Origin of the sequence: Intrasporangium sp. DVR, from assembly GCF_040365325.1 — a bacterium.
Classification (GTDB): domain Bacteria; phylum Actinomycetota; class Actinomycetes; order Actinomycetales; family Dermatophilaceae; genus Intrasporangium.
Genome location: NZ_BAABZW010000002.1, coordinates 1 through 16,248 on the forward strand (window position 1 = coordinate 1; position 16,248 = coordinate 16,248).

Annotated in this window: 17 protein-coding genes; 12 read left to right on the forward strand and 5 right to left on the reverse strand. The window is 70.9% G+C overall.

Annotated elements, in window-relative coordinates:
- Window positions 1-29 precede the first annotated feature (29 nt).
- On the reverse strand, window positions 30-221 hold the full coding sequence (locus tag ABWV20_RS02565) for a hypothetical protein (RefSeq protein ID WP_353353210.1): 192 nt from the start codon (window positions 219-221) through the stop codon (window positions 30-32).
- A 59-nt stretch (window positions 222-280) separates the two neighbouring features.
- Here ABWV20_RS02565 and hemW point away from each other — a divergent pair, with 59 nt between their 5' ends.
- Both hemW and ABWV20_RS02575 read left to right on the forward strand, forming a co-directional pair.
- Window positions 281-1,525 (forward strand): radical SAM family heme chaperone HemW, encoded by a 1,245-nt coding sequence (hemW, locus tag ABWV20_RS02570; protein WP_353353211.1) that lies wholly within the window; start codon window positions 281-283, stop codon window positions 1,523-1,525.
- Between the two features lie 40 nt (window positions 1,526-1,565).
- Window positions 1,566-3,002 carry an aldehyde dehydrogenase family protein gene (locus tag ABWV20_RS02575; RefSeq protein ID WP_353353212.1) on the forward strand — a complete coding sequence of 479 codons (1,437 nt, stop codon included), beginning with the start codon at window positions 1,566-1,568 and terminating at the stop codon, window positions 3,000-3,002.
- A 117-nt stretch (window positions 3,003-3,119) separates the two neighbouring features.
- On the opposite strand, the gene ABWV20_RS02580 is transcribed toward ABWV20_RS02575, so the two are convergent.
- Window positions 3,120-4,010, reverse strand: coding sequence for a DUF3097 domain-containing protein (locus ABWV20_RS02580; protein WP_353353213.1), 891 nt, complete (start codon window positions 4,008-4,010; stop codon window positions 3,120-3,122).
- A 134-nt stretch (window positions 4,011-4,144) separates the two neighbouring features.
- On the opposite strand from ABWV20_RS02580, the gene hrcA reads away from it, so the two are divergent.
- The 3 genes from hrcA (at window position 4,145) to ABWV20_RS02595 (ending at window position 7,181) form a co-directional block, all read left to right on the forward strand.
- Entirely contained in the window at window positions 4,145-5,188 is a 1,044-nt protein-coding gene (gene hrcA / locus ABWV20_RS02585) for a heat-inducible transcriptional repressor HrcA (protein ID WP_353353214.1), read from the forward strand.
- A 114-nt stretch (window positions 5,189-5,302) separates the two neighbouring features.
- Window positions 5,303-6,430: a molecular chaperone DnaJ gene (gene dnaJ / locus ABWV20_RS02590; RefSeq protein ID WP_353353215.1), complete on the forward strand. Its 1,128-nt coding sequence runs from the start codon at window positions 5,303-5,305 to the stop codon at window positions 6,428-6,430.
- A gap of 7 nt (window positions 6,431-6,437) precedes the next feature.
- Window positions 6,438-7,181, forward strand: a complete 744-nt coding sequence (locus ABWV20_RS02595) for a 16S rRNA (uracil(1498)-N(3))-methyltransferase (protein ID WP_353353216.1) — start codon at window positions 6,438-6,440, stop codon at window positions 7,179-7,181.
- 98 nt (window positions 7,182-7,279) lie between these two features.
- Here the strand turns inward: ABWV20_RS02595 and ABWV20_RS02600 are convergent, their stop codons facing one another.
- Both ABWV20_RS02600 and ABWV20_RS02605 read right to left on the reverse strand, forming a co-directional pair.
- Window positions 7,280-8,446, reverse strand: coding sequence for a Gmad2 immunoglobulin-like domain-containing protein (locus tag ABWV20_RS02600; protein ID WP_353353217.1), 1,167 nt, complete (start codon window positions 8,444-8,446; stop codon window positions 7,280-7,282).
- Window positions 8,443-9,045 (reverse strand): SigE family RNA polymerase sigma factor, encoded by a 603-nt coding sequence (locus ABWV20_RS02605; protein WP_353353218.1) that lies wholly within the window; start codon window positions 9,043-9,045, stop codon window positions 8,443-8,445. The genes ABWV20_RS02600 and ABWV20_RS02605 overlap by 4 nt, the downstream gene beginning before the upstream one ends.
- A gap of 67 nt (window positions 9,046-9,112) precedes the next feature.
- On the opposite strand from ABWV20_RS02605, the gene ABWV20_RS02610 reads away from it, so the two are divergent.
- From ABWV20_RS02610 to ABWV20_RS02640, 7 genes are all read left to right on the forward strand, one after another.
- Window positions 9,113-9,466 carry a histidine triad nucleotide-binding protein gene (locus tag ABWV20_RS02610; protein WP_353353219.1) on the forward strand — a complete coding sequence of 118 codons (354 nt, stop codon included), beginning with the start codon at window positions 9,113-9,115 and terminating at the stop codon, window positions 9,464-9,466.
- A gap of 1 nt (window position 9,467) precedes the next feature.
- Window positions 9,468-11,099, forward strand: a complete 1,632-nt coding sequence (locus ABWV20_RS02615) for a S10 family peptidase (RefSeq protein ID WP_353353220.1) — start codon at window positions 9,468-9,470, stop codon at window positions 11,097-11,099.
- Window positions 11,100-11,111: 12 nt separating this feature from the next.
- On the forward strand, window positions 11,112-12,236 hold the full coding sequence (locus ABWV20_RS02620; RefSeq protein WP_353353221.1) for a PhoH family protein: 1,125 nt from the start codon (window positions 11,112-11,114) through the stop codon (window positions 12,234-12,236).
- Window positions 12,233-12,700, forward strand: coding sequence for an rRNA maturation RNase YbeY (gene ybeY / locus ABWV20_RS02625; protein WP_353353223.1), 468 nt, complete (start codon window positions 12,233-12,235; stop codon window positions 12,698-12,700). Before ABWV20_RS02620 ends, ybeY begins: the two co-directional genes overlap by 4 nt.
- A gap of 8 nt (window positions 12,701-12,708) precedes the next feature.
- Window positions 12,709-14,022 carry a hemolysin family protein gene (locus ABWV20_RS02630; protein ID WP_353353224.1) on the forward strand — a complete coding sequence of 438 codons (1,314 nt, stop codon included), beginning with the start codon at window positions 12,709-12,711 and terminating at the stop codon, window positions 14,020-14,022.
- Complete coding sequence (era, locus tag ABWV20_RS02635) at window positions 14,003-14,959, forward strand: GTPase Era (RefSeq protein ID WP_353353225.1); 957 nt, start codon at window positions 14,003-14,005, stop codon at window positions 14,957-14,959. The genes ABWV20_RS02630 and era overlap by 20 nt, the downstream gene beginning before the upstream one ends.
- 171 nt (window positions 14,960-15,130) lie before the next feature.
- Window positions 15,131-15,283, forward strand: a complete 153-nt coding sequence (locus tag ABWV20_RS02640; RefSeq protein WP_353353226.1) for a hypothetical protein — start codon at window positions 15,131-15,133, stop codon at window positions 15,281-15,283.
- On the opposite strand, the gene ABWV20_RS02645 is transcribed toward ABWV20_RS02640, so the two are convergent.
- Entirely contained in the window at window positions 15,232-16,245 is a 1,014-nt protein-coding gene (locus ABWV20_RS02645) for a DMT family transporter (RefSeq protein ID WP_353353227.1), read from the reverse strand. The two genes, ABWV20_RS02640 and ABWV20_RS02645, sit on opposite strands and share 52 nt — an antisense overlap.
- Window positions 16,246-16,248 lie beyond the last annotated feature (3 nt).

Consider the following 16,248-nt stretch of genomic DNA (forward strand, 5'->3'; position numbering starts at 1 on the left):
GCTGGATTCAGCGTGTCCAAGAACCAGGGTCAGGCCCCCGGGTCGCACTGCGGGCCACCCGCCACGCTGCGATGGGTGCCGGTCGGCGACCCGCTCAGCACGCGGGCGTCATCCCCGGCGATGAGGACGAGACTCGCGCCGAGCGCGAGAGCGAGGGCCGCCAGGAGAACCACCCGCGTGCGTGCTGCGCTCGGACGGTCGGCTGCGCGTGGAGCGGCCATGGAGCGATCGTAGGTCGCACGAGGCAAGGGCCGCTCCCGCCAACTGGGACAATGGCCGTATGCCGCCCAGTGCCCTCCCCGACGGAGACCCCGCTCCCGACTCGGGCGAGCTCCCGAGCTCGGCTCTGGCGGAGCTCGGGTCGACGGACCTCGGCATCTACGTGCACGTGCCGTTCTGCTCGGTGCGGTGCGGCTACTGCGACTTCAACACCTACACCCTGACGGAGCTGGCCTCGCGGGACGCAGGCGGCGCGTCCATCGGCCTGGACACCTATGCGGACGCGGCGCTCGCTGAGCTCGACCTGGCCCGGACCGTCCTCGGCAGCGACGCGCCGCCGGTGTCCACGGTGTTCGTCGGCGGTGGAACTCCCACGATGCTGAGGTCACGTGACCTCGTGAGGGTGCTCAGCGGCATACGGGGACGCTTCGGCCTCAGCCCCGTCGCCGAGGTCACGACGGAGGCCAACCCTGACTCGGTGACCCCGGAGTCGCTCGCCGAGCTCGCGGACGGTGGCTTCACCCGGGTCTCCCTCGGCATGCAGTCCGTGGTCCCCCACGTGCTCGCGACGCTCGAGCGCACCCACGACCCCGCCAACGTCGCCCGGGCCGTCGACGCCGTGCGGGCAGCAGGGATGCAGGTGAGCATCGACCTCATCTACGGGACACCCGGCGAGTCGCTCGATGACTGGAAGCGCAGCCTCGAGGCCACCATCGCGTTGGCGCCCGACCACGTCTCCGCCTACGCCCTCGTCGTCGAGGAAGGGACCAAGCTGGCCCGACAGGTCCACCGTGGCCAGCTCCCGATGCCGGAGGACGACGACGAGGCGGACAAGTACGAGCTCGCCGACGAGGTCCTGACGGAGGCGGGATACGACTGGTACGAGGTCAGCAACTGGGCCCGGTCTGCGGACAGCCGCTGCCGGCACAACCTCGCCTACTGGTCCGGCGCGAGCTGGTGGGGTGTGGGGCCGGGGGCGCACAGTCACGTCGGCGGGGTCCGCTGGTGGAACGTCAAGCACCCCGCGGCCTACGCCGCGAGGCTCGCGGCAGGCCGGTCACCGGCGCAGGCCCGGGAAACCCTCACCCCTGAGCAGCGCTACGACGAGACTGTGCTGCTCGGCACACGGATCCTGGGCGGACTTCCCGTCGATTACCTGCGAGTATCAGGGCGCGCAGCGGTGGCCGGCCTCATCGCCGATGGTCTCGTCGACGGGCCCGCGGCGGTGGGTGAGGGCCGGATCGTGCTCACGAGGCGCGGCCGACTGCTCGCCGACAGTGTCGTCCACCGGCTGATCGCGCCGTGATCGCGCGGCCACAGGGCCGACCAGCCACCGAGGAGTGAGGATGAGCCAGACCACCGGGCCGACCACGGCAGGGGCGCAGGGCGCGCCGCAGCTCGATGCCGAGCAGCTCCTCGACGACCTGCGCGACGTCTTCGGGACCGGCATCACCAAGCCGCTCGCCTGGCGCATCGCTCAGCTCACCGGGCTGCGGCGCATGCTGGCGGAGCAGGAGGGGGCGCTCGCGGAGGCGCTCACCAGCGACCTGGGCAAACATGTCACGGAGGCGTGGATCACTGAGCTCGGCTTCACCTCCAACGAGATCACGTACATGCTCAGCCATCTCAAGTCGTGGATCAGGCCCCGACGTGCGTCGATCCCGCTGTGGCTGCGCCCCGCCCGGGCGAAGGTCGTTCGCGAGCCCCTCGGCGTCGTCCTCGTCATCAGCCCGTGGAACTATCCCGTCCAGCTGTCGCTCGCACCCCTCGCGGGCGCTCTCGGCGCGGGTAATGCGGTGGTGCTCAAGTTGAGTGAGCTGGCGCCGGCGACGTCGGCCGCCTTGGCGAGGCTGTTGCCGCAGTATCTCGACCCTGCCGCGGTCCGCGTGGTGGAGGGTGGGGCCGCCGAGACGACCGAGCTGCTCGCCCAGCCCTGGGACCACATCTTCTTCACCGGCAACGGCGCCGTCGGGAGGGTCGTGCTCGAGGCCGCGGCCCGGCACCTGACGCCCGTGACGCTCGAGCTCGGAGGCAAGTCCCCGGCGTTCGTCGACGTGGGTGCGGACCTGGAGACGGCGGCTCGCCGGATCGTCTGGGGGAAGTTCACCAACGCCGGACAGACGTGTGTGGCGCCGGACTTCGTGATCGCCACACGCCCGGTCCTCGATGCCCTGAAACCGCTGCTCGACAAGGCGATCCGTGACTTCTACGGTGAAGACCCCTCGCAGTCGGACGTCTACGGGCGGATCGTCAACGAGCGGCACTTCGGGCGCCTGACCGACCTCATCACCACAGGGCACGTCTTCCGAGGTGGCGCGGTCGACACCGAGACCCGTTATATCGAGCCGACCGTGCTCGACGGCGTCGACGGAGACCACCTGTCCATGCAGGAGGAGATCTTCGGGCCGATCCTGCCGCTGGTCGAGGTCCGCGACGTCGACGAGGCCGTTGAGTTCATCACCGCGCGCGACAAGCCCCTCGCCCTCTACGTGTTCACGGGCAGCGCCGAGACGAAGCGGCGGTTCATCCGCGACACCTCCTCCGGAGGGCTGAACTTCAACGCACCGCTGGTCCACATGGGCGCTCCGAGCCTGCCCTTCGGGGGGGTCGGGGCGAGCGGGATGGGGAAGTACCACGGGGAGGAGTCAGTGGCCCTCTTCAGCCATGCGAAGGCGGTGATCGACGTGCCGGCCAAGCCGGACCTGCTCGCCGCGATCTACCCACCGTTCAGCTCCGCTCAGGAAAAGCTGGTGCGGCGCTTCATCGCGCGACCACGGCCCTGAGACCGCTCCGTCACTGACCCTCCCGGCGAGTCACTGGGTACCACGGATGCGGATCGGGGGGAGTGGGTGAGCGGCGGCGGGCACGCCCGCGCGGGGTCCGCCGCGGCCCTGCCGCGCTCAGGCCGTCGGCTCGGTGACGAAGTCGATCAGCTCCTCGACACTCGCCAACAGAGCCGGCTCGAGGTCGGCATAGCTACGCACCGTCCCGAGGATCCGCTTCCACGCGCGCGCGATGTCGGCCTGGGTCGCATGGGGCCAGCCCAGTGCCGCGCAGATGCCGTGCTTCCAGGAGGTGCCGCGCGGGATTGCCGGCCAGTGCTCCCACCCGAGCCGCGCGGGCCGGACCGACTGCCAGACGTCGACATAGGGATGACCGAGGATCCGCACGTGTTGAGCCAGCCCGGGGAGCGCCCGCGCCTGGTCGACGATCCGGGCCTCCTTGGTGCCCGGCACGAGATGGTCGACGAGGACGCCCAGTCGCCGGCCCGGCCCCGGGCGGAAGTCGGCGATGATCCCGGCGAGGTCGTCGACCCCGTCCATCATCTCGACGACCACGCCCTCGATGCGCAGGTCGTCGCCCCACACCTTCTCGACGAGCTCGGCGTCGTGGCGTCCTTCGACATAGATCCTGGAGCCACTGGCGACCCTCGCGGCGGCGTCGTGCACGGCGACGGAGCCGCTCGCCGTGCGCGCCGCTGCCTTCCTGGCCGCGGCGAGGTCGGCCGCAGCGGCTGCCACCGGCTTGGTCAGGGTCACCGGGCGTCCGTCGATGAGGAAGCCGGGCCCGAGGGGGAATGCCTTGACCCGCCCGCGGCGGTCCTCGAGGTGCACGACATGCATGCCACCGGCCTTCTCGACGCGGACCACCGCCCCGACCCAACCCGTCTCGACCTCCTCGACGACGGTCCCGGGCTCAGCCGGCACATCGACGGAGCGCCCGCGCCTGGGGGCCCGCCAGTCACCGGAGAGGACGTCGCGGCCGTAACGATCGTGGGTGGACACGATCATGGAGGGTATGCCGCCGGGCTGGCTCCCGGCTGGAACGCCACGCGGGTGGCCCGGCGGGCTTCGGCTTTCGCCGCAGCGTGGGCAACGACGTAGACTTGGCACTCGATCGACGAGAGTGCCAGAGGAGGTGAGCGATGAGCGAGGAGCGCAAACTCATGGTGCTGCGCGCCATCGTGCAGGACTACGTCCAGACCTCCGAGCCCGTGGGCAGCAAGGCGCTCGTCGACCGGCACCACCTCGGGGTGAGCGCCGCCACGGTCCGCAACGACATGGCCCAGCTCGAGGAGGAGGGGCTGATCCACGCGCCCCACACCTCCGCGGGACGGGTCCCGACGGACGCCGGCTACCGGGTGTTCGTCGACCGGCTGAGCCAGCTCAAGCCCCTCAGCTCCGGCGAGCGTCGGGCGATCAGCCAGTTCCTCCAGGGCGCCGTCGACCTCGACGACGTCGTCGACCGGACCGTGCGCCTGCTGGCGGGTCTGACGCGGCAGGTCGCGGTCATGCAGTACCCCTCGCTGACCCGCTCGACGGTGCGCCACATCGAGCTGGTCCCCGTCGGCACCGCGCACCTGATGGTGATCCTCATCGTCAACACCGGGCGGGTCGAGCAGCGGGTCGTCGAGGCCCGCCACCTGCCGACCGGCTCCGACGCGGAGGCCTTCGTCGCGCGGCTGCGCACCTCTCTCAACGAGGTGTCCGCCGGCGTGCCGTTCACCGCAGCCGCGACGGAGCTGCGCCGGCTCGTCGACGACGCTCCGGCCGACGAGCGGCCCGTCGTCGAGGCGATCGTCTCGGCGCTCGGCGACGCCCTCGTCGAGGAGCGCGAGGAGCGTGTCGTCCTGGCCGGCCAGGCCAACCTGGCGAGGTCGGGAGGAGACTTCGCGACCTCCGTCGCGCCGATCCTCGAGGCGCTGGAGGAGCATGTCGTCCTGCTGCGCCTCCTCGGTCAGCTCGGCGACGACCCCGACGCCATCCGGGTCCGGATCGGCTCGGAGAACCCCGTCTCCGGCCTCCAGACGACGTCGCTCGTGTCGATGGGGTACGGCTCGGGGATGGAGCGCGTCGCCAGCCTCGGCGTGCTCGGCCCCACGCGGATGGACTACCCGACCACCATGGCCTCGGTCCGGGCCGTGGCCCGTTACGTGTCCCAGATCCTCGACGAGAACAACAACGGATGACCAGGCGTTGCACAGGGTGACTCGTCGCCCGGTGCACCGTCGCGCCAGCCCCACTGCCCACCGACCGCCAGTCACCAGACCTGACGCCAGACGAAGATGACAGGAACCACCCGCTTGAACGACTACTACGCCGTCCTCGGAGTCTCCCGCGATGCAAGTCAAGAGGAGATCAAGAAGGCCTACCGTCGGCTCGCCCGCAAGCTGCACCCTGACGTCAACCAGGGGCCCGAGGCCGAGGAGGAGTTCAAGCGCGTCTCGCAGGCCTACGACGTCCTCTCCGACCCGCACAAGCGTCGGTCCTTCGACCTCGGCGCCGACCCGTTCGCCACCGCCGGCGCCGGTTTCGGCGCGGGCCCGGGGTTCTCGTTCAGCGATGTCATGGATGCGTTCTTCGGCGCCGGCGCCACGGCCGGCACGCGCGGCCCGCGCCCTCGGGTGCAACGCGGGCAGGACGCGCTCGTCCGGCTCGACATCGACCTGGCCAAGGCCGTCTTCGGGTCCGAGGAGGAGCTGGCCCTGGACACCGCGATCGGCTGTTCCCGCTGCGGCGGCGACGGAGCCGAGCCGGGCACCGGTCGCCAGACCTGCCCGGTCTGCCAGGGCCGCGGCGAGGTCCAGCAGGTCCAGCGCAGCTTCCTCGGCCAGGTGATGACCTCGCGGCCGTGCGTCAACTGCCAGGGCTACGGCTCGACGCTGACCGACCCATGCCACGACTGCTCCGGCGACGGTCGCGTCCGCACCCGGCGCACCCTCAAACTGAAGATCCCGGCCGGCGTCGACACCGGCACCCGGATCCAGCTGACCGGCGAGGGCGAGGTCGGTCCCGGCAACGGCCCCAAGGGCGACCTCTACGTCGAGATCCGCGTGGCGAACCACGAGACCTACACGCGGCGCGGCGACGACCTCCACTGCACGATCGAGCTGCCCATGGCGGCGGCGGCTCTCGGCACGACTCTCAAGCTCTCGACGTTCGACGGGATGCAGGACCTCGAGGTCAAGGCCGGGACGCAGAGCGGCGACGTCTTCACGCTGCGCGGGCTGGGTGTCACCCACCTGCGTCACGGCGGTCGCGGCGACCTGCTGGTCCATGCCACGGTGCTGACCCCGACCCGGCTCACCGACCAGCAGGAGGAGCTGCTCCGGGAGTTCGCCGCCCTGCGTGGCGAGGAGCGACCCGAGGGGCGGTTGACGCCCAACAAGGGCATCTTCGGCAAGATTCGGGACGCCTTCAAGGAGAAGTGAGGGTCCGGTGACCCACCAGCTCTTCCTCGGCGACGCGGCCGAGCTCGCCCGTGTCACCCCCGGCTCGACGGTCCTGGTCGCCGGCGACGAGGGACGACACGCGGCGACGGTGGTTCGCCTCCGTCCGGGCGAGCGCTACTACGTCGCCGACGGGGCCGGGCGGCGGGTGCTCGCCGAGGCGGAGGCGGTCGACCGGACCTCGGTGCGTGGCCGGGTCGTCGCGGTCGAGGACGAGCCGGAGCCGGAGTCGCGCCTCGTCCTCGTTCAGGCGCTCGCCAAGGGCGACCGCGACGAGCAGGCGATCGAGGCGGCCACGGAGCTCGGCGTCGACGAGGTCGTCCCGTGGGCAGCCGAGCGCTCGGTCGTCGTGTGGCGGGGCGACCGCGCAGCCAAGTCGCTTGCCAAGTGGGCCGCCGTCGTGACCCGGGCGACAAAGCAGTCCCGCCGGTCCCGTATGCCGCTCACGTCCTCCCCGGTCGACCTGACCGCTCTGGTCGGCCGGGTCGCGGAGGCGGCCGTCTGCCTGGTCCTGCACGAGGACGCGACCGAGCCGCTCGCCGCGGTGGACCTGCCGCTGTCGGGGGACGTGCTCGTCGTCGTCGGCCCCGAGGGTGGGATCTCCGGGCGCGAGCTCGACGCCCTGGTCGCAGCCGGCGCTCGGCCCGTCCGGCTCGGGTCGACGATCCTGCGCTCGTCCTCCGCGGGCCCGGCCGCCCTGGCCGTGCTCATGGCCAGGTCGCGCTGGCTCTGACCCGTTCCCGCAACACACCCGCTTACCGCGTGCCTCCGCCGCCTATGACCGGCATGGGCACGCGGTAAGCGGGTGTGTTGCGGGGTGTGGGGGACCGGTCAGCGGACCGTGAAGGTCTTCGTGTCGACCTGGGCGCCGCCGCCTTCGGCCCCACCGGACGGGTCGTCCGTCGACATCGTCACCACGTAGTCGCCGGGCGGCAGAGTCCGCTCGAACTCGAACTCACCGAAACCGCCCGTTCCCGTGCCGGCCATGGCGTTCCCCTCGGCCACGACCGAGCCGTCCGCCCTGGCGATCTGCCACCGGAAGTTGGCCTCGAACGAGGTGCCGTAGCCACGGAACGTCACGCGCCCGGTGTCGAAGTCCTGTCCCTCCGCGGGAGCAAGCACCCAGACGTGGGACTGGACCTCGACCTGCGGTGCTCGCGCCGTCGGCCGGCCGACTCGTACGACACCCCAGAGGTCCGCGGGCCCGCCCTCCACGAGGACGGTGACCGTCGAGACCGGCGTCTTCGCGATGGCGGCGGCGGCCGTCGCCGTGTAGACGAGCTGCTGAACGGCACGCTCCGCGACCTGGCTGCCGACCTTCGTCGCCGAGATCGCGTCACCGTCCAGGTCGACGACGAGCGCCGAGCCGCTCAGGGCAACGGTGATCCTGGACGCTGGCGCCCACGGGGTGACGTAGTCCGGGTCGAGTGGCTGCTCACGGGTCATCGCATAGAGCGCCGAGAGGATCGGGCCGCCTTCGTCCGGCACGGTCCGGAACTCCCGGAACAACCGGGGCGCCCCGCCGGTCTCTCCGATCCAATACACCGGCACGCCCTTGATGGAGCCGGCCGGGGCAGCCGTGGTCGACGCCGAAGCGCCGCTCGGCGAGGGCGGTGCGCTGCTGGTCGGGGGGCTGGCCGTGCTCGAGGGCGAGGACGGCGAGGGCGAGGTCGTCGGCGTGCTCGTGCTCGTGGTGGTCCCGGCCGGGACCGGAACCAGGGCGGTCGGCCGGCCGGCGAGCCAGAGGGTCCCCCCGGCGACCAGAGCCACGGCGGCCGCTGCAGCGAGGACGAGCCACCGTCGTGGCGTGCGGGCACCGGCCACAGGAGCCGAGTGGGCCTGCGACAGGACGGCCTCGAGACGCTCGCGGGGCTCGATCGAGCGTGCGTCGTCCGCCAGGGTGGTTCGCAGCGTGGCCTCGATGTCGGTGAAGTTCACGCCGATCACCACCGTCTCGTCCTCGTGACGGCTGCGGCGCCGGCTGTCGTCAGGGTTCATGACTGCTCCACCTCGGTGACGTCGGGGCCCGAGTAAGGGCGCTGGGGGGACAGCTGGGCGCGCAGGGTGCTCAGCCCTCGGTGCGCATGGGCCTTGACCGACCCGGGCGAGATGTCGAGCGTCTCGGCGATCTGCGCCTCGGAGAGGTCGAGGTAGTACCGGAGGACCAGGACCTCGCGCTGCCGGTGCGGGAGGGCGCGGAGGGAGCTGACCATGGAAGCGCGCTCAGCGGCATACAGCACCTGCGTCTCGGCGCTGTCGAGGCTGCCGCGTCCGGGGACGTCGGCGGCACCCGCCTCGCGCGCGTTCTGCCGGTCGACGACGACCTGGTGGCGCTGTGCCGAACGGCAGGTGTTGACGACGGCCGTGTGGAGGTAGCCGACCGCTCGGCCCGTCTCACGGATCGAGGACCAGCTGCGGTGGGTCGCGACGAACGCGTCCTGCACCGCGTCCTCGGCCGCGAGCTGGTCGTGGAGGAGCAGCCAGGCGAGCCGGACGAGCCGGTGCCAGTGCGCGGCGTAGAGCTCGGTGATGGCCCGGTCCGCATCCTCGGGAAGGTCGCTCGCCCCACCCGTGGCATCCTGCCGACTCGCAGCCATGGTCCACGTTCTCACGCTGAAAGGACGCGCAGGTGCACGCGTCGGTTGACGTGCCTAGGGTGGCGACATGACCGCCACCCCACAGCAGGACGACTGCCTCTTCTGCAAGATCGTCAACGGAGAGATCCCGTCGGAGCGGGTCGCCGAGAGCGACCGGGCCATCGCGTTCCGGGACATCAACCCGGCAGCGCCCGTCCACGTGCTCGTGGTGCCGCGACGCCACGAGCCGAACGTCGGGGCCCTCGCGACCAACGCCCCTGACGACCTGGCGGCCCTCTTCGAGCTGGTCACCGAGGTCGCCGAGCGCGAGGGCATCGCCGAGCACCACCGCCTCGTGTTCAACACCGGCACGCATGCGGGCCAGACGATCTTCCACGCGCACGGGCACGTGCTCGGTGGCAAGACCTTCACGGAGCGCTGAGGTGGGCGCTGAGGTGGGCGCTGAGGTGGGCGCTGAGGTGGGCGCTGAGGTGGGCGCTGAGACGCCCGACGAGGCGGGCTCAGCGAGCGCGGCCAGCGAGGAGGCGTCGGTCACGCCGAGCGCCGGCACGCAGCAGCACCGGGCCGAGACCGACGAGGAGCCCGGCAAGGAAACCAAGGACAAGGCATCGCAGAAGCCCGAGCCGAGGGACGACCTCGTCACGACCCACCACGTGCTCCGGGTCGGTCGACGCCGGCTGAAGTACACCGCCACCGCGGGGCGGGTCGTGCTGCGCGAGGAGGAACACGACAAGGGCACGTTCAAGGGCCACCCGGCCCGCGCCGAGATGTCGATGACGAGCTACGTCCTCGACGGCGCCGACCCGCACACGAGGCCGGTCGTCTTCGCCTTCAACGGAGGGCCGGGCAGCTCGAGCGTCTGGCTCCACCTGGGCCTGCTCGGCCCCCGGCGGGTCGTCATGGGCGACGTGGGCGCACTCCGGCCGCCACCGTACGGCCTCGTCGACAACCCTGAATCCCTGCTCACCGTCGCCGACCTCGTGTTCATCGACCCGATGTCGACGGGATGGTCCCGCGCCGTCGAGGGGGGCAAGCCAGGGGACTACCACGAGTACCAGCGCGACATCGAGCACGTCGGCGAGCTGATCCGGCTCTGGACCTCACGGAACCAGCGGTGGATGTCCCCGAAGTTCGTCGCCGGGGAGTCCTACGGCACCCTGCGCGGCGCGGCGCTGACCGCCCATCTGCAGGACCGCTACGGGATGTACCTCAACGGCCTCATCCTCATCAGCAGTGTGCTCGACCTGTCGTCGATCGACTTCGAGAAGCAGCGCAACGACCGGGCCCATGCCCTCTACCTCCCGACGTACGCCGCCATCGCGCACTACCACGGCAAGCACGGCCGCCGGTCGCTGCGCTCGGTGCTCGACGAGGCGGAGGCGTATGCCGCTCGCGACCTGCCGTGGGTCCTGTCCCGAGGTGCCCGGCTGAGTTCGCCCGAGCGGGCGGCGGCCGTCACCACGCTCGCGCGGCTCTCCGGGCTGTCGGAGGACTACGTCGACCGCTGCGACCTGCGGATCGAGCACTGGCGCTTCTTCACCGAGCTGCTCCGCGACCGACGGCTCTCGGTCGGGCGGTTGGACGGCCGGTTCACCGGTCCTGCGGCCAGCGCCATCGCCGAGGGGATGGACGCCGACCCGTCCTCCGACGCGATCATGGGGCCGTACGCCGCGGCCTGGAACCACTACGTGCGCGACGAGCTGGGCTATGCCTCCGACCTGCACTACGAGCAGATCACGAGCCGGGTGCAGCCGTGGTCGTTCAAGGACTTCGAGGGCCGGCCGGTCGACGTGTCCGAGCGTCTGGAGCGGGCCCTGCGCCAGAATCCGCACCTGCGGGTCCACGTCGCGTACGGCTACTACGACGGGGCCACGCCGCACTTCGCGGCGGAGGACGTCCTCGCCAAGCTCCGGCTGCCGGAGTCACTCCGGGCCAACATCGAGCACGCCTACTACGAGGCCGGGCACATGATGTACGTCCACGAGCCGTCGCGGGTGCAGCAGAGTCGTGACCTCGCCGATTTCGTGGTGAGGTCCTCCGCCGGCTCCACGTAGACTCTGAGCACGATGAGTGACGACGACGACCCGTTCGATACCGACCTTCCCATCACGGCCGAGTCCCGCGAGCCACACCTGCTGACGAGGGAGATCCCACCGCCGATCGAGATGGTGTCCCTGCTCGGGCCGCGCGACGAGCTGCTGCGGACCATGGAGCGACAGTTCCCGCTGGTCGACACCCACGTGCGTGGCAACGAGATGACCTTCCACGGCCCCATGGGCGAGCTCGAGATCATCGACCGGCTCCTCGACGAGCTCCTCGTCATCGTCGAGGCGGGGCAGCCGCTCAACCGCGACTCCGTCGAGCGCTCCATCTCGATGCTGCGCGACCAGACGGTCGAGCGACCCGCCGACGTCCTGACGATGAACATCGTCAGCCACCGCGGGCGGACCGTGCGACCCAAGACCCTCAACCAGAAGCGCTACGTCGACGCCATCGACGAGCACACGATCGTCTTCGGCATCGGTCCCGCGGGCACCGGCAAGACCTATCTCGCCATGGCGAAGGCCGTCGCGGCCCTGCAGGCCAAACAGGTCGACCGGATCATCCTGACCCGGCCGGCGGTCGAGGCGGGGGAGCGCCTCGGGTTCCTCCCCGGCACGCTCAACGAGAAGATCGACCCCTACCTGCGGCCGCTCTACGACGCGCTGCACGACATGCTCGCCCCCGAGACGATCCCCAAGCTGATGGCGTCCGGGACGATCGAGGTCGCACCCCTGGCCTACATGCGCGGTCGGACCCTGAACGCCGCGTTCATCATTCTCGACGAGGCGCAGAACACCTCGATGGAGCAGATGAAGATGTTCCTGACCCGGCTCGGGTTCGGCTCCAAGATGGTCGTCACCGGTGACATCACCCAGGTCGACCTCCCCGGAGGGACGCGCTCGGGCCTTCGCGTCGTGCGGGACATCCTCGGCGACATCGACGACATCCACTTCGCGGAGCTGACCTCCAACGACGTCGTCCGGCACCGGCTCGTCAGCGCCATCGTCGACGCCTACGAGCGCGACGAGAACCGCTCACGACGGCGCGAGGCCAAGGCCTCCAGGGAGGGCGGCAGCCAGCGAGCCGGCGCGCGCAAGCGAGCCCAGCAGCATCCGGAACCACGGCCCGCGCAGGGGGACCTCCAATGAGCATCGACGTCCTCAACGAGACCGACGAGTCGGTCGACGAGCTCGAGCTGCTTGCGTGCGCCCGCTACGTCATGGAGCAGATGCGCGTGCACCCCCAGGCCGACCTCTGCATCAAGCTCGTCGACGAGCCGGCGATGACGGTCCTGCACGAACAGTGGATGGACCTGCCCGGCCCGACCGACGTGATGAGCTTCCCGATGGACGAGCTCCGTCCGGGCAAGGAGGGCCAGGAGCCCGAGGAGGGCACCTTGGGCGACATCGTCCTGTGCCCCTCGGTGGCGACGCGCCAGGCCGCTGAGGCGGGCCACGCCCCGATGGAGGAGATGCTCCTGCTCACCACCCACGGCATCCTGCACCTGCTCGGCTACGACCACGCCGAGCCGGAGGAGGAGCGCGAGATGTTCGAGCTGCAGCGGCAGCTGCTCCTCACCTTCCTCGCGACGCGCAACCGACCCGTCGACTGAGGCCGACGATGATCCCGCAACTCGTCATCCCCGCCCTCGTCAGCATCGGGCTCGCGTTCCTTCTCTCAGCCGCCGAGGCGGCCATCTTCCGGATGTCCCGGGTCCGGGCCCTCGAGCTCTACGAGGAGGGCCGGTCCGGAGCGAAGTCCCTCATGAAGGTCGTCGCGGAGTCACCGCCGTACGTCTCCGTCATCGCGTTCCTGCGGGTCGTCGCGGAGGCCACGACCGCAGTCCTCGTGACCCTCGCGGTGGCCAGCGCGGTCGACTCGACCCTGCAGACCCTGCTGCTCAGCATCGCCATCATGGCGGTCCTCTCGTTCGTCGTCGTCGGCGTGTCCCCGCGCACCCTCGGCCGGCAGAACTTCGAGTCGGTGGCCCTGTGGAGCGCGCCGTTCGCCGTGTGGCTGCACCGGGCCCTCGGTCCGCTCGCCAAGCTGCTCGTCATGTTCGGCAACGCCGTGACCCCGGGCAAGGGCTACCGGGACGGGCCCTTCCAGACGGAGTCCGAGCTGCGCGACCTCGTCGACATGGCGGGCGAGTCGGACGTCATCGAGGCGGACGAGCGCGAGATGATCCACTCGGTCTTCGAGCTCGGTGACACCGTCGCCCGAGCCGTCATGGTGCCCCGCACCGACATGGTGGTCATCGAGCACCACAAGTCGCTGCGCAGTGCGATGTCCCTCTTCCTGCGGTCCGGATTCTCCCGCATCCCCGTCGTGGGCGAGGACACCGACGACATCCTCGGGCTGCTCTACTTCAAGGACGTCGCCCGCCGGCTCTATGCCGCGCCGGAGGACGCGAGACAGCCGGCGACCGACGTGATGCGGCCGATGCACTTCGTGCCGGAGAGCAAGCCGGTCGACGACCTGCTGCGGGAGATGCAGCGCGACCAGACCCACTTCGCCATCGTCGTGGACGAGTACGGCGGCACCGCGGGTCTCATCACCATCGAGGACATCATCGAGGAGATCGTCGGGGAGATCGCCGACGAGCACGACCGGGAGGCCCCGGGCGTCGAGGAGCTGGAGGACGGCACCCTGCGCGTGCCGGCCTCGATGGACATCGACGACCTGGCCGAGCTCTTCGACGTGACCATCGAGGAGGACGACGTCGACACCGTCGGCGGGCTCCTCACCAAGCTCATCGGGCGGGTGCCGATCGTCGGCTCGTCCGGCACCGTGGCCGGCCTGTCGCTGACGGCAGAGCGGATGGCCGGACGGCGCCACCGGGTGGCGTCGGTCATCGTCCACCGGCTGACCTCGGAGGAGTTCGAGGCGTTCGCACCCGAGACGGAGGATGCCCATGGGCACGCAGGGCACTGACAGCACGGCCGCCTTCGGGGAGGCCGGGCCCGGCTACCGCGCCGGCTTCGCCTGTCTCATCGGCCGGCCCAATGCCGGCAAGTCGACCCTCACCAATGCCCTCGTGGGCCAGAAGGTCGCCATCACGAGCTCGAAGCCCCAGACCACGCGGCACACGATCCGCGGGGTCGCGACGACCCCGACGGCCCAGCTGATCCTCGTCGACACCCCGGGGTTGCACAAGCCGCGGACGCTGCTCGGGGAGCGGCTCAACGACCTCGTGCGTGAGACGCTCCTCGAGGTCGACGTCATCGGCTTCTGTCTCCCGGCCGACCAGCGCATCGGGCCCGGCGACGCCTTCATCGCCAAGGAGCTCGCGGACCTGCGCACGGTGCGCCGGCGGCCCGTGGTCGCGATCGCCACGAAGGCCGACCTGGTCGACCGCGAACGCGTGGCCGAGCACCTCATCGCCATCGACCAGCTCGGCGACTGGGACGCGATCATTCCCTGCTCCGCCGTCTCCGGCGAGCAGGTCGAGGAGGTGCGGGAGGTCCTGTCCTCCTACCTTCCCGAGTCGCCGCAGCTCTACCCGGACGGCGTGCTCACCGACGAGCCCGAGGCCGTCATGATCGCCGAGCTGGTGCGCGAGGCGGCGCTCGAGGGAGTCCGCGATGAGCTGCCGCACTCGCTGGCCGTCGTCGTCGAAGAGATGGTGCCCCGCGAGGGACGTCCCGACGACAAGCCGCTCCTCGACGTGCGGGTCAACGTGTTCGTCGAGCGGCCCAGCCAGAAGGCCATCGTCATCGGCAAGGGCGGCTCCCGGCTGCGCGAGGTCGGCACCAATGCGCGCCGGGGGATCGAGGCGCTGCTCGGTCAGCGGGTCTACCTCGACCTGCACGTCAAGGTGGCCAAGGACTGGCAGCGTGACCCGAAACAGCTCCAACGGCTGGGTTTCTGAGCCTGCCGCGCCAACCCGTGCCGTATGCCGCTGGGCCCGGTCGCGCGACCGGGCCCAGCGGGTGCGTAACGGCGTCTCAGAAGAGCAGCTGAGCGGCCGGCAACGCGGGAAAGCAATGCCGACCGAAGGCAGGGGCCGCGGCAGGAACTAGACTCGGCTGAGGAGGCCGCCATGGGATTGCAGCCGGACCACGAGCTCGAGGTCCTCGAGGACGACCAGACCGTCCCGCCCCGCCCAGAGGAGGTCATCGCCGACGCGAGCCGACCGGCGGGTCAGGAGGAGGCCGAGCCGGAGAGCGCGCCCACGGGGACATCAGCCCGGTGAGCCACGGTCCGGTCGGGGCGAAGCTCCGCGGACCGGCGTGGCGGAGCGACCCGGCGTGACCGCCGTTGCGGTAGCTGCACGACGACGACGCCCACCAGGATCACCATGCCCCCGACCACCTGGACCGGCGTCATCGTCTCGCCGTAGACCAGGGCCACCGCCGCCGCCGCGACGAGCGGCTCGATGCTCGAGATGATGCCGCCCGTGGACGCCCCGACGCGGGTGATGCCCCGCTGGTGGAGCAGCATGGCGAGGACGGTGCCCACGAACACGTAGGTGAGGACCCAGCCGAGCACCACGGGGTCGGCCTCGAGACCGAACGGCTGGCCCGTGACCATCGTGAAGAGGGCGACCGAGCCGAGCGCGGAGGTGGCGACGATCGCCATGAGGAGCGACACATCCGCCTCGGCGGGAAGGGAGGAGGCGACGATCGTGTAGACCGCGTAGGTGACGCCGGCCGTCAGGGCCAGACCGATCCCGACGCCGGACACGGAGGTGAACCCGCCCAGGCCGAGGAGCAGGAGCATGCCGGCACCGGAGCACGTGAGGGCCACCATCCGCCGCCTCGTCGGTGGCTCGCGCCGGGTGAGGAACCCGATCAGGGCGATGATCGCCGGATAGGTGTAGACGAGCAGGGCAGCGAGGCCGGCATCCATCACCGCGACGGCCCCGAAGTACGTCAGGGCCTGGACCGCATACCCGACCGCGCCGAGACCGACGCACGTCAGGACCGTGCGGCGGCTGACCCGGGCCGGGCGGCGCACGGCGACCAGTGCCCAGAAGATCACCGCACCGATGGCGAAGCGCCACAGGGTGAGGGTCGCGACCTCGACGTCCATCGCGTAGGCGCCCTTGGCGAAGACCACGGACAAGGCGTAGCAGCAGGCGGCACCCATCACGAGGAGGGCACCGCGCAGGTCCACCCCAGAGGACCGGGTGGCGGAGGCGGCAGATGGGGTCACACG

What these genes read in the sequence shown, in the direction of transcription:
- ABWV20_RS02610 (WP_353353219.1), top strand. Translation starts at nt 9,113, where the DNA reads ATGACCGCCACCCCACAGCAGGACGACTGCCTCTTCTGCAAGATCGTC.
- hemW (WP_353353211.1), top strand. Translation starts at nt 281, where the DNA reads ATGCCGCCCAGTGCCCTCCCCGACGGAGACCCCGCTCCCGACTCGGGC.
- ABWV20_RS02620 (WP_353353221.1), top strand. Translation starts at nt 11,112, where the DNA reads ATGAGTGACGACGACGACCCGTTCGATACCGACCTTCCCATCACGGCC.
- ABWV20_RS02580 (WP_353353213.1), bottom strand. Translation starts at nt 4,010, where the DNA reads ATGATCGTGTCCACCCACGATCGTTACGGCCGCGACGTCCTCTCCGGT.
- ABWV20_RS02600 (WP_353353217.1), bottom strand. Translation starts at nt 8,446, where the DNA reads ATGAACCCTGACGACAGCCGGCGCCGCAGCCGTCACGAGGACGAGACG.
- ABWV20_RS02575 (WP_353353212.1), top strand. Translation starts at nt 1,566, where the DNA reads ATGAGCCAGACCACCGGGCCGACCACGGCAGGGGCGCAGGGCGCGCCG.
- ABWV20_RS02640 (WP_353353226.1), top strand. Translation starts at nt 15,131, where the DNA reads ATGGGATTGCAGCCGGACCACGAGCTCGAGGTCCTCGAGGACGACCAG.
- ABWV20_RS02605 (WP_353353218.1), bottom strand. Translation starts at nt 9,045, where the DNA reads ATGGCTGCGAGTCGGCAGGATGCCACGGGTGGGGCGAGCGACCTTCCC.
- hrcA (WP_353353214.1), top strand. Translation starts at nt 4,145, where the DNA reads ATGAGCGAGGAGCGCAAACTCATGGTGCTGCGCGCCATCGTGCAGGAC.
- ABWV20_RS02630 (WP_353353224.1), top strand. Translation starts at nt 12,709, where the DNA reads ATGATCCCGCAACTCGTCATCCCCGCCCTCGTCAGCATCGGGCTCGCG.
- ABWV20_RS02565 (WP_353353210.1), bottom strand. Translation starts at nt 221, where the DNA reads ATGGCCGCTCCACGCGCAGCCGACCGTCCGAGCGCAGCACGCACGCGG.
- ybeY (WP_353353223.1), top strand. Translation starts at nt 12,233, where the DNA reads ATGAGCATCGACGTCCTCAACGAGACCGACGAGTCGGTCGACGAGCTC.
- era (WP_353353225.1), top strand. Translation starts at nt 14,003, where the DNA reads ATGGGCACGCAGGGCACTGACAGCACGGCCGCCTTCGGGGAGGCCGGG.